Origin of the sequence: Bacillus sp. 1735sda2 (assembly GCF_024159245.1) — a bacterium.
GTDB classification, from domain to species: Bacteria; Bacillota; Bacilli; order Bacillales; family Bacillaceae; genus Bacillus; species Bacillus pumilus_O.
Genome location: NZ_JAMYWZ010000001.1, coordinates 3640908 through 3653706, shown reverse-complemented (window position 1 = coordinate 3653706; position 12799 = coordinate 3640908). Strand labels below are relative to the sequence as shown.

Below are 12799 nucleotides of genomic sequence, written 5' to 3'. Positions count from 1 at the left end.
CATATTTATCCATTATATCGGATCAAATGACCCAAGTCTGTAAAAGCTAGAAGAAAGGCATAGGTCGTGCGTTTCATACAAGCTGTGCGAAGGGTATGGAAGAGAAAAGACAGAAACGAATGAGGGCGGAGAATGTGAAAAAAAGACGACTGGAATTTTTATTTTTATATTTTATGATATTCGGGGCATATGTGGTGTATTGGTGGCCGGTTCCAGCGTGGAGTGTTCAACTGTACGCAGCGATTTATATCGCCATTATTTTATTTAGTATCATCTCACTCATGCTAGAGAACCGTACATCACAGCACACACTCTTATGGATGTATGTGCTCATCTTTTTCCCGATCATTGGCTATATGTTTTATTTGTTCTCGGGACAGCTCTATGTGAAAGGTCATTTATTCAAATCAAAAAGAATGTACAACCGTGAAAAACTACGCAGAATATCTGAGCTTGAGAGCAAGCCTGATGAATCAAGTTTAACCGAAAATCAGCGGACTTTTTTTCATTACACAGAAAAGGCAACAGGCATGCATGTGAACACAAATAGTGATATGGACATTTTAAAAAATGGGGAGGAGACGTTTCCCCGTATTTTTGAAGAGTTAAAAAAGGCAAAATCGTTCATCCATATAGAATATTACATGTTCAAATCAGATTTCCTTGGACACCGGATGATGGAGATTCTGATAGAAAAAGTAAAAGAAGGGGTAGAGGTTCGCTTCATCTATGATGCGGCTGGCAGCATTCGCTTCTCCCGAAAAGATATTAAACGCTTGAAGCAGGCGGGAGTCAAGGTTGCTCCTTTTCTGCCTTTAAAATATGGTTTCTTTAATCAAAAATTCAATTTCCGTAATCACCGAAAAATTGTGATCATTGATGGGGAAACTGGATTTGTCGGCGGGTTAAATGTCGGAAAAGAATATGTCGGACGTGATGAAAACATCGGTTTTTGGCGTGATACGCATACGATGTTAAAGGGCGAGGCTGTCCAAACCCTTCACTCTGTTTTTATGCTCGACTGGGAGTATGTATCAGATGAAGTATTAATTGACGATCCGAAGTATCATACGCCTCATCCTGTGACGGGAGAGGATGTCATTCAGGTTGTACCAACTGGACCTGATATGAAAGAAAGTATGAGTGATTTATATGATGCACTCATCTCAAATGCGAAACAATTTGTCTGGATTGCGACACCTTATTTTGTCCCGAATGAATCCATACGTACGGCATTGAAAATTGCTGCAACAAGAGGGGTGGATGTTCGGGTGATGGTTCCGGAGATCAATGATGGCTTTCTTACACAATACGCCACAAGGTCCTATTTTTCTGAGCTTCTAAAAGAGGGTATCAAGGTGTATCACTATCAAAAAGGCTTCATGCATCAAAAAGTGATGATCGCAGATGGAGAACTTGCCTCTGTCGGCACCGCAAATGTGGATATGAGAAGCTTTCAGCTCAATTTTGAGGTCAATGTCTTTACGGCCGCGAAAAAGCCCATTGAGCAGCTGATGGCCCATTATGAAGAAGATATGAAAGAATGTGAGCAAATGGGACCTGTTCATTTTTATAAAAGAGGCTTAAAAGAGCGATTAAAGGAATCATTTGCTCGGTTGTTTTCTGGTGTTTTATAAGGCTTTCCAGTCGAAGAAATCATTTCCTCATCTAGTATAGTATTTTGTTGAGGATTCCTCTATAATTGAAAATGATTATCAATTATAGAGGAAATGAGGTTCTTTTACATATGCTAAAACGCTTTTTCGCCTATTACAGGCCCTATCGAGGTCTGTTCTTTTTAGATTTCTTTTGCGCTGTTGCCGTTGGATTGATGGAACTAGGTTTCCCGCTTATCGTGAACTACTTCATTGATACATTGTTACCAACAGGGAACTGGACAATTATTGTCTGGACGGCACTTGCCCTGTTTGTCATTTATGCCCTCAGCTCGGTTATGCAATTTATTGTGTCGTATTGGGGGCATATGCTTGGCATCAATATTGAAACAGATATGAGGAAAAAGCTGTTTGATCACTTTCAGCGCCTATCCTTTAAATTCTTTGACAACAACAAAACGGGTAAGCTCATGTCACGGATGACAAACGACCTCATGTACATTGGAGAGGTGGCGCATCATGGTCCTGAAGATTTGTTTATAGCCATTATGACGATTCTTGGTGCCTTTTCAGTCATGCTGATGATTAATTGGCAGTTGGCCATTTTAACGTTCCTCATCATGCCTGTCATCATTTGGCTCGTCCTTCATTTTAATAAAAAGATGACAAAGGCGATTACACAGCTCAACAATGACATTGGAGACTTTCATGCAAGAGTTGAAAACAATATCGGAGGCATTCGTCTTGTTCAAGCCTTTGCTAACGAACATTTCGAGAAAAAGCGTTTTGCTGAAAACAACAACCGTTTTCGGAAAGCGAAGCTTCTTTCCTATAAAATTATGTCGGTCAACGGATCAATCAGCTATATTCTGACACGTCTTGTGACACTGTTTGTCCTTCTCGCAGGTACATGGTTTGTCCTGCAAGGTCAATTAACGGCAGGTGGCTTTATCGCATTTGTTCTGATTACGAATGTTTTATTTAGACCGATTGATAAAATCAACACGGTCATTGAAATGTATCCAAAAGGCATTGCGGGCTTTAAAAGCTATGTTGATTTGCTAGAAACAGAACCGGATGTGAAGGATACAGAGGGAGCACGTGATGTATACGGATTGAAAGGTGAAATTGAATATCGAAACGTAACATTTGGCTACGATGAACACAGTCATGTGTTAAAGAATATCGATTTGAAGATCAAACAAGGAGAAACGGTTGCGTTTGTCGGACCTTCAGGAGCAGGAAAATCAACGATTTGCAGCCTGCTGCCTCGTTTTTATGATGTGGATGAAGGGGAGATCACAATAGACGGTATAAGTACAAAATCGATGACGTTGTCTTCTTTAAGGCAGCAGATTGGTATTGTGCAGCAGGATGTCTTTTTATTCTCAGGCACCATTCGTGAAAACATTGCGTACGGCAATCTAGAAGCCAGCGATGCAGAGGTGTGGGAGGCTGTACGTCGTGCGCATTTAGAGGAACTTGTCCAGCGTTTCCCAGAAGGGTTGAATACGGTGATAGGTGAGCGCGGCGTCAAGCTATCAGGCGGCCAAAAGCAGCGCTTGTCCATTGCACGGATGTTTCTGAAAAACCCTTCTATACTCATCCTAGATGAAGCCACATCAGCACTGGATACAGAAACAGAAAAAGCCATCCAGGACGCGCTGAGTGAACTAGCCGTCGGCAGGACAACACTCGTCATCGCCCACCGCCTAGCAACAATTAAACACGCCGACCGTATCATCGTCGTGACAGAGGAAGGCATTGAAGAGCAAGGCCGCCACCAAGATTTAATTCAAATGGGTGGCGTATACAGCAGACTGCACGAAGCGCAGTTTGGTCATTAAAGAAAAAGTCCTTTTGATAAAGGGCTTTCAGCGTGTAGACAAACCTTCGCATTCGTTGTCAGATCTGCGCGCCGGTGCTCACGAATGTCAAATTCGCTCCGCGCCAGTGCTCGGCCTTCCTAGACTTCAAAGATTTCTATCACGCTGAAAAGAAGACAAAGTGCTAAAATAAAGATCATTTTAGCACTTTGTCAACAATCTGAAAGCCCTTTTGATAAAGGGCTTTTTTTGTTAGGATAGAAAAAACTTGTGAAGGAAGGATCTGATGGAATGAAGGGGCTTCGGCGATTACAAAAAGGCGACAAGATCGGTATTTTTTCACCTTCAAGTCCTGCATCAGCGACCTCGCCTCTTAGGTATGAGCGGGCGAAGAAGTGGCTTGAGCAAAAAGGATTCATTGTGGTACCAGGATCATTAACAGGGAAAGAAGATCACTACCGTTCAGGTACAATTCAAGAACGAGCCAATGAGCTGAATGAGCTGATGGCTAGAGACGATTTGGCGTGCGTTATGTCAATGATTGGCGGGACAAATTCAAATAGTTTGCTGCCTTATCTAGATTTTGAGCTGCTGAAGCCACATCCGAAAATCATGATCGGTTATTCAGATGCGACAGCAATTCTTTTAGCCGCTTACGAAAAAACGGGACTGCCTGTATTCTACGGACCGGCGCTTGTCCCATCTTTTGGAGAGTTTGAACCGTTCGTCGCTTATACGTATCAGTCGTTCGAAGACATCCTCATGCAGTCACAAACTATTCCTTATCAAATCAAAAAACCACCTTTTTGGACGGATGAACGAATCAATTGGGAAGAAAAAACGCGTGATAAAAAGCAGCGCCCGAACGATTGGCTGTGCGTCATAGAAGGACAGGCAGAAGGTAGGTTGATTGGCGGAAACCTCAATGCAATGTATGGCATATGGGGCAGTGAGTTCATGCCAGCAATCCAAACAGGAGACATTCTCCTCATTGAAGATTGCATGAAAACCGCTTCAGTTTTAGAAAAAAACTTCTCTTTATTGAAGGTAAATGGAGTATTTGAGCGGGTATCAGGGATTCTTTTGGGGAAACATGAGCTGTTTGATGATGAGGGGACAGGCAAAGAACCTTACGAAATGTTACTTGAGGTGCTAGGAGAGACAAAAAAACCGATCATCGCAGATTTTGACTGTGCCCATACGCACCCGATGCTCACGATGCCAATTGGGGCACAAGTGAAAATGGATGCAGCTTCAAAACAAGTGTGGTTGACGAAAGAGTGGATCTAAAAAGAGCAGCCAGGAGCTGCTCTTTTTTATGAAACCTTCTCTTTTTCAAATGGCTGCAAGAGGTCTTGTGCTTTTTTTCCCTCTACGACAATTAAGTAGTCAGATTCTAAATGAGTGAGCCTGAATGTTTCAAGCTCTACGATATTTTTGATGTTACACATTGTTTTCTTAGAATATACATATAGACGATGTTGAGCCTGGTGGCATTTTTCATAAAGAGAAATAAGCTTATGTAAATTTAATGCTTTCGCAGCGATTTGGATTGAATAGATCTGAGACATCTTCATATCCTCCTGTTGATTACTTTCTCACAATAGCTTTGTTACCCCTGTTTGCACAGAAATAAACCTTTCTCTATGGTTTCCACTCAATGGTTCCTCCGCCCACTCGCTTGTTGCCTCTTATTGCAGACAGCTCTTCGACCAGTCGGAGCAGGGCTTGATCCTTTAACTTCGCCTCAATCATAAAATCTACATCACGCCCACACGGTTTTAATGCATGAAAAAGCGGTAAGACAAAGGACATATCTACACCATCTGCATGACTACGTATAGCTTTCTCTGATTTCGGTGAGGATAAATGAATTTTAGGCGGAATGCCAGTGCTCGTCCAAGTGTCGAACATTCTTGGCAGGATGTCTTCAAGCGCGGCATTGTCATCTTTATTGGCCACGTGATGATGGTAATCAAACACAAAGGGAATACCATGCTTTTCACATACACCAAGCGTTTCTAACGACGTATACGTTTTGTCATCATTCTCAAGCGTCATCCTCGCCTTGATATGCGCTGGAAGCTGTTTGATATTTTCATCAAATCGTTGAAGCGCCGAGTCTTTATCACCGTACGCGCCGCCAACATGAATGTTCATATAGCCTTCCTTTTCGAGCTTCATCGCCTCAAGCATTTGATAATGGTACGTCATGTCGATCACGGCATTTTCTGTGATTGAAGGTTTAGGGCTAGTAAACAAGGTGAATTGATTGGGGTGAAAGCTCACCCGAAGCCCATGCCGTTTCACCAAATCACCAATTTCAAGAAACTCCTTTTGAAAAGGTGTCACAAAGTCCCAGCGTACCTCAGGATGGGTCGCAAGCGGAACGATCGAACTCGAAAAACGGTAAAGCGGGATATCATGAGAAATGGCGAAATACAGCGTTCTTAATGTATTCACGAGATTGGCCTTTGTTGTACGTAATAACGCCTCTTTTCCTTCTTCCTTTGAGAGCTTGCTGTATCTTGCAAAGGTCAGCGACTTGGCAGGAGAAGCCTCCCACAAGGTGACGGCATTGGATACATAACCAAATCGATAACGCATAGGTCATCTCCTTTATAAAAAATAAGAAAACATGGCGGCAGCCCATTCAAGCATACGTGACAAAAGCGGACGCTGTGCCAATTTCTCTTCTGTCATAAGCTCAGACACTTCTATGTGCTCGCGAATTTTCCCCTCTACGTGTGAAGTAAAGTCGACATCATCAATAGCGACGTCAACTTCCTCGTTTAAAAACAAGCTGCGTTTATCAAAATTTGCCGTACTGATGATACTGCGTCTCTGATCAATCAGAATGGCTTTCGCATGATAAAATCCTTTATAAAAACGATAAACAAGGCAGCCAGAGGCAATGAGATCCTTTAAATAATGAAATCCAGCCTCTTTAACAAGTGGATGATCTGCTTTCATTGGGATGATGATTTCAACCGTGACGCCTCGTTTTCGTGCATCAAGCAGTGCATTCAGTAGAGGAGCAGATGGAATAAAGTAAGGCGTACAAATGATGATCTGTTTCCTCGCCTGCTGAATATCTTTGAGAAATAAAGCCTCTAAAGAGAAACCAGCAGTCGCGCGTGTTGTGCATTGTAGTGTTCCCTGTTCCAAAGCAGGAAAAACATCATATTGCAGCTGGTGAATGCCAGATGTCCGGTATAAATCATTCAAAAACACATGCTGGAGATCTGCAACAACTTGCCCCGTCATGCGCAAATGATAATCCTTCCATATGCCAAACCGTCCCTTTTTCCCAACATATTCATCACCAATATTAAATCCGCCAATATAGCCAATCTTTCCATCAATCACCGTGATTTTACGATGATTTCTCATGTTTAACCGATAAATCAAAAAAGGGAAACGAGGTTTATTTAAAAAGTAAAATTGGATGCCACTTTTCTCCAGCATGTCAATGGACTTTTGATCAAACGGATAGGACCCTAATCGATCGGTCAGTAAAAAGACGGAAACTCCTTGTTTCGCTTTTGTTTTCAAGGCTTGTAACACCCTTTGACCAATCTTGTCGTTCTTTACAATAAAGAACATCATATGAATAGAAGAAGAGGCGTGCTGTATATCGGTGAGCAGCTGATTAAAAAGTGGTTCACCATCATGATAAAAGACGGCATCACCGCTTGTTTGGTCAAAAGATCGTTCAAAAGCGCGGGTAGAAAAATATTTCTTTCCCATATAAAGGTCTAACAATATGAGACATACGATGACAATGAGTACGAGTAGGATGATCAATGCGATCATGAAGCTTCCTCCTTTTTTGCATATTTCAATAGTGTACCCAAACGCGCAAAAAATATTGACTGAATACTCATTCATTATTTATGATAGAGGTACAACATGGAAACGGAACAAAGTGGGTTTTGGGGAATGAAAGGGGGAGCAAGATGAATAGCCTTTTAATCATGAACATGATTGCATTTGCGGCGGTGACCGCTTACGCTGTGTATTTGTTTATTTATCTCATTCGAACACGAGCAGCGTACATTCGTCTTGGCAAAAAAGAAGAGTTTCAACAAGACATGAAAAAGCGCTTAGAGCGTGTTTGGGTCAATGTATTTGGGCAAAAGAAGCTGTTAAAGGACAAGAAGAGCGGCATCATTCATGTGCTGTTTTTCTACGGATTTATCCTTGTGCAGTTCGGAGCCCTTGATTTTATTATGAAGGGACTCGTTCCAGATAGCGGACTTCCTTTAGGTCCGCTTTACGGTGTCTTTACTTTTTTCCAAGAGGTGGTCACACTACTCATTTTAGTAGCCGTTGTTTGGGCGTTCCATAGAAGGTATGTAGAAAAGCTTGTCCGTTTAAAGCGTGGCTTTAAATCCGGTCTAGTGCTTTTATTTATTGGCGGCTTGATGCTGACCGTTTTACTTGGCAACGGGATGAATATCATCTGGCATGGACACTCTCTATCACCAACTGAGCCAATCGCATCCAGTATTGCATTCTTGCTGGGCGGTATTTCACCGCTTGCGGCAACGGTTGTTTTTTATGTCGCATGGTGGGTGCATCTTCTGATTTTGCTGACATTCTTAGTGTATGTCCCGCAGTCAAAGCATGCTCACCTCATTGCAGGACCGGTGAACGTATTTGCGAGCAGATTAGACCCGCCAGGCAAGCTGCAAAAAATTGATTTTGAAGACGAGACACAAGAGACTTTCGGTGTGGGGAAAATTGAAGACTTTCGTCAGTCACAGCTGATCGACCTTTACGCTTGTGTGGAATGCGGGCGCTGTACAAATATGTGTCCAGCAACAGGTACAGGGAAAATGCTGTCTCCAATGGATTTGATTTTAAGGTTAAGGGATCATTTAACCAATAAAGGAGCGGCCATTACTTCGAAGACGCCTTGGGTACCGCAACTTGCCTTCAGGCAGACAACAGGAAATCAGCTGGCGCTTCAGGCGAGAGGAGCAGGTGCAGAGGAATCGGCTGCCAGCTCGATGTATCATCCTTCTCTTATTGGTGAGGTCATTACAGAGGAAGAAATTTGGGCATGTACGACGTGCCGAAACTGTGAAGACCAGTGCCCTGTCATGAATGAGCACGTCGACAAAATTATTGATATGCGCAGATATCTTGTGCTGACTGAAGGGAAAATGGACGCAGATGCACAGCGTGCGATGACAAGCATTGAACGCCAAGGGAATCCGTGGGGATTGAACCGAAAAGAAAGAGAAAATTGGCGTGAACTGAGAGAAGATGTACACGTGCCGACAGTAAAAGAGCTGAAAAAAGCAGACCAAACTTTCGATTATTTATTCTGGGTTGGTTCAATGGGGGCATACGACAATCGAAGTCAAAAAATTGCGCTTGCCTTTGCAAAGCTTCTCAACGAAGCAGGCGTCTCCTTTGCCATCCTAGGCAATAAAGAGAAAAACTCTGGCGATACACCAAGAAGGCTTGGAAACGAATTTTTATTCCAAGAGCTTGCGACAAAAAACATTGAAGAATTCCAGAAAAACGGTGTCACAAAGATCGTCACGATTGATCCGCACGCATACAATTTATTTAAAAATGAGTATCCAGACTTCGGTCTTGAGGCAGAAGTGTACCATCATACAGAATTACTAGCAGAGCTAGTGAAAGAAGGGAAATTAACGCCTGTACATGAAGTAAAAGAGGTCATCACCTTCCACGACTCTTGCTACCTAGGCAGATATAACGAAGTGTATGATCCGCCGAGAGACATTTTAAAAGCCATCCCTGGAGTGACGCTGAGAGAAATGGAACGTCATCGTGAAACTGGTATGTGCTGCGGTGCAGGAGGGGGCTTAATGTGGATGGAAGAAGAGACAGGTACCCGGATTAACACTGCCCGAACGGAGCAAGCGTTACAAGTGCAGCCATCCATCATCAGTTCAGGATGTCCTTATTGCTTAACGATGCTGGGAGATGGGACGAAAGCGAAAGAAGTAGAAGAGCAGGTAGGTACATTTGACGTCGCTGAGCTTCTTGAAAAATCAGTGTTTGGCGAGGCTGGAAAGCAGGTTTCGTAAACAAAACAGGCCGATGAATAGAATGTTCATCGGCTTATACATGACGCTGTGCATCAGCTGATTAGATAATATGTAAGCGGTAACAAATGGGAGGGGACATACATGAGCAAGACGGTCATTGTATCTGGAGCAAGAACACCATTTGGAAAACTAGGCGGTGCTTTGAGCGGGTTGACTGCCGCAGAACTAGGCGGAGTGGCAATCAAGGCTGCGCTGGAAAGAGTGCCAGGTTCAAATCATGTGGATGAGGTCATCATGGGAAGTGTTTTGCAGGGAGGACAAGGACAGATTCCTTCAAGGCAAGCAGCAAGACATGCTGATCTTCCGTGGTCCGTTCCGACGCAAACCATCAATAAAGTCTGTGCATCAGGAATGCGCAGTGTGAGCACAGCAGATCAAATCATCCGAGCTGGAGACGCGGAGGTCATCGTAGCGGGCGGTATGGAATCCATGTCACACGCTCCTTATTTACTAAAAAAAGCGCGCTGGGGCTACAAAATGGGAGATAGTGCGGTACAAGATGCGATGATTTTAGATGGATTAACCTGTTCATTTACAGGCGTCCATATGGGGGAGTATGGGAGCATGGCTGCGAAGGAACTTGGAATTACGCGCGAAGAGCAAGACCTTTGGGCGTTAAGAAGTCATGAACGGGCGATTGAAGCGCAGAAAAACGGCTTTTTTGAACATGAAATCACCCCCGTCACCGTCAAGACAAAAACGGGAGAGCGGCTGATCACAGAAGATGAATCCCCGCGGCGTGATACGTCATATGAACGACTGTCAAAGCTCATGCCTGTTTTTGATCAAACTGGTACCATTACCGCTGGAAGTGCACCAGGTATCAATGATGGCGCAAGTGCGCTACTTTTAATGAAAGACACATATGCAAAGCAGCATGATGTCAAGCCATTGGCAGTCGTGCTTGGTCATGTGCAGATAGCCGTAGAGGCAAAGGATTTTCCAAAAACACCAGCCTTTGCTATCGAGAAGATTTTACAGAAAACAGGGAAGCGTCTAGAGGATATTGATCTATTTGAAATCAATGAGGCATTCTCAGCCGTGGCGCTGGCGTGTGAAAAAATCACGGGGCTGGACCGGCGGAAAATGAATATCAATGGTGGTGCAGTTGCGCTTGGTCACCCTATTGGGGCAAGCGGAACACGTATCATATTGACCTTGATTCATGCATTAAAACAAAGAGGTGGCGGTATTGGCATTGCGGCGATTTGCAGTGGAGGCGGTCAAGGAGATGCCATCATGATAAAGGTAGATTAAAAGGGAGGCGTTCATCGTCATGAGTACAGAAGAAACCGTCATGGTCGTTGGAGCTGGACAAATGGGATCAGGCATTGCCCAAGTCTTTGCACAGTCTGGCTACACAGTCCTGCTGCATGATGCATCTGAAAAGCAGATTCATCGAGCCATTTCCTCCATGACCAAACAACTGACGAAACGAGCAGAAAAAGGAAAGCTAGCCCATCAGGCAGTCCGAGATATTACACAGCGGCTTGCCGTATCAACAGATTTAACGGACGTGCAGCAAGCTCACTTAGTGATTGAAGCTGCATCTGAACAAATGAGTGTGAAAAAACAAATCTTTGAAACACTTGATCAATTTGCAGAGGCGAAGACGATATTTGCAACAAACACATCTTCCTTGTCGATCACAGAATTAGCAGCTGTTACAGGAAGACCGGAGCAAGTGATTGGCATGCACTTTATGAATCCTGTCCCTGTCATGAAACTCGTTGAGGTCATTCGAGCGCTGCAAACGAGTGACGACACGTATCAACTCGTTTGTGAAACAGCAAAGGCATTAAACAAAACTCCAATTGAAGTGGAAGACTTCCCAGGGTTTGTATCAAATCGTATATTGATGCCAATGATCAATGAAGCCATCTATACCCTTTATGAAGGCGTGGCAGATGCAGAAAGCATTGACGGTGTTATGACGCTTGGAATGAATCACCCAATGGGACCGCTTCGTCTCGCTGATTTCATCGGACTAGATACATGTTTATTTATTATGAATACCCTTCATGAAGGACTTGGGGATAGCAAGTATCGACCTTGTCCTCTTTTGAAAAAATACGTGAATGCAGGCTGGCTGGGCAAAAAGACAAAGAAAGGTTTTTACACATACCACGACCACTCATAGGGGGAGTCAAAATGGATGTTTTGCTTACGGATCAACAGCGACTCTGGAGAGAACAGGCAGCAGAATTTGCAAGACAGCGTGTATTCCCGGAAGTGGAAGCCATGGAACAAGGTCAGTTCCCAAGGACACTTTTAGCTGAAATGGGACGACAAGGCTTTCTAGGGATTCCAATACCATCTTCTTATCAAGGCTTAGGAGCAGATTTTACAACGTATATCATCGCCATTCATGAATTATCTAAAGTGAGTGCGACCATCGGCGTCATTGTGTCCGTCCATACATCTGTTGTGACGATGCCTATTTTGGCTTTTGGAACGAATGAGCAAAAAGAATCCTATGTTCCGCAGCTTGCATCCGGGCAGAAACTGGGCGCTTTTTGCCTGACTGAACCGAAGGCAGGCTCAGATGCCTCTAGTATTCAGTTAAGGGCAGAGCGGACAGAAGACCATTATGTGTTAAATGGTACAAAAATGTTTATCACAAGCGGCGGGGAAGCAGAACTGTATCTTGTCTTTGCCGTGACAGATCCTGCTTCTACGAAAAAAAATATATCGGCATTCATTGTTGAGAAAGGTACACCAGGATTTACGATCGGAAAAGATGAGAAAAAGATGGGACTGCATGGATCAAAAACGGTCACGCTTCATTTTGATGGTGTGCGGATTCCAAAACAACAGCTGCTCGGAGCAGAAGGAGAGGGCTTTCACATCGCCATGTCTAGTTTAAATGCGGGAAGAATCGGTATCGCGGCTCAAAGCCTTGGGATAGCTGAAGCTGCTTTAACGGAAGCAGTGACGTATTTAAAGCAGCACCCAGCAGGTCTAGAAACGACCATTCGGCTAGGGGATTTGGCGGCGAAGCTTGAAGCTGCCAAGCTATTAGTCTATCAAGCGGCTGCTTATAAAGAGGCAAATCGTCCGGTGACAAAGGAAGCATCCATGGCAAAGCTATTTGCGTCAAAAACGGCGGTTGAGATCAGTACAGAAGCGATCCATTTACTCGGCATGGACGGTTATACGAATCGCTATCAAGCACAACGTTACTTTCGTGATGCGAAAGTTTGTGAAATCTATGAAGGAACAAGTGAAATTCAAAGGCTGGTCATTTGTAAACAGCTAATATGAA

10 protein-coding genes are annotated in these 12799 nt (G+C 43.7%); 7 read left to right on the top strand and 3 right to left on the bottom strand.

Annotated features, from left to right (window positions below; translation table 11 throughout):
• Nucleotides 1-134: 134 nt before the first annotated feature.
• From cls (NKR21_RS19120) to NKR21_RS19110, 3 genes are all read left to right on the top strand, one after another.
• Nucleotides 135-1637: a cardiolipin synthase gene (gene cls, locus NKR21_RS19120; RefSeq protein ID WP_251183776.1), complete on the top strand. Its 1503-nt coding sequence runs from the start codon at nucleotides 135-137 to the stop codon at nucleotides 1635-1637.
• A 110-nt stretch (nucleotides 1638-1747) separates the two neighbouring features.
• Nucleotides 1748-3463: an ABC transporter ATP-binding protein gene (locus tag NKR21_RS19115; RefSeq protein ID WP_144455342.1), complete on the top strand. Its 1716-nt coding sequence runs from the start codon at nucleotides 1748-1750 to the stop codon at nucleotides 3461-3463.
• A gap of 270 nt (nucleotides 3464-3733) precedes the next feature.
• The gene (locus NKR21_RS19110) at nucleotides 3734-4732 is read left to right on the top strand and encodes a S66 family peptidase (protein ID WP_012011588.1); all 999 of its coding nucleotides are present in this window, start codon (nucleotides 3734-3736) and stop codon (nucleotides 4730-4732) included.
• Nucleotides 4733-4758: 26 nt separating this feature from the next.
• Here the strand turns inward: NKR21_RS19110 and NKR21_RS19105 are convergent, their stop codons facing one another.
• The 3 genes from NKR21_RS19105 to cls (NKR21_RS19095) form a co-directional block, all read right to left on the bottom strand.
• A complete protein-coding gene (locus NKR21_RS19105; RefSeq protein WP_003215306.1) occupies nucleotides 4759-5013 on the bottom strand; it encodes a hypothetical protein in 255 nt (84 codons plus the stop codon).
• A gap of 73 nt (nucleotides 5014-5086) precedes the next feature.
• The gene (gene uvsE / locus NKR21_RS19100; protein WP_012011587.1) at nucleotides 5087-6049 is read right to left on the bottom strand and encodes a UV DNA damage repair endonuclease UvsE; all 963 of its coding nucleotides are present in this window, start codon (nucleotides 6047-6049) and stop codon (nucleotides 5087-5089) included.
• Nucleotides 6050-6061: 12 nt separating this feature from the next.
• On the bottom strand, nucleotides 6062-7258 hold the full coding sequence (cls, locus tag NKR21_RS19095; RefSeq protein ID WP_144455344.1) for a cardiolipin synthase: 1197 nt from the start codon (nucleotides 7256-7258) through the stop codon (nucleotides 6062-6064).
• 143 nt (nucleotides 7259-7401) lie between these two features.
• Between cls (NKR21_RS19095) and NKR21_RS19090 the strand changes: the two genes are divergently transcribed.
• From NKR21_RS19090 to NKR21_RS19075, 4 genes are all read left to right on the top strand, one after another.
• Nucleotides 7402-9513 (top strand): (Fe-S)-binding protein, encoded by a 2112-nt coding sequence (locus tag NKR21_RS19090; RefSeq protein ID WP_144455346.1) that lies wholly within the window; start codon nucleotides 7402-7404, stop codon nucleotides 9511-9513.
• A 102-nt stretch (nucleotides 9514-9615) separates the two neighbouring features.
• Entirely contained in the window at nucleotides 9616-10791 is a 1176-nt protein-coding gene (locus NKR21_RS19085) for an acetyl-CoA C-acetyltransferase (protein WP_144455348.1), read from the top strand.
• Nucleotides 10792-10810: 19 nt separating this feature from the next.
• Nucleotides 10811-11674: a 3-hydroxybutyryl-CoA dehydrogenase gene (locus tag NKR21_RS19080; RefSeq protein WP_012011583.1), complete on the top strand. Its 864-nt coding sequence runs from the start codon at nucleotides 10811-10813 to the stop codon at nucleotides 11672-11674.
• Between the two features lie 11 nt (nucleotides 11675-11685).
• Nucleotides 11686-12798: an acyl-CoA dehydrogenase family protein gene (locus NKR21_RS19075; protein WP_012011582.1), complete on the top strand. Its 1113-nt coding sequence runs from the start codon at nucleotides 11686-11688 to the stop codon at nucleotides 12796-12798.
• Nucleotide 12799 lies beyond the last annotated feature (1 nt).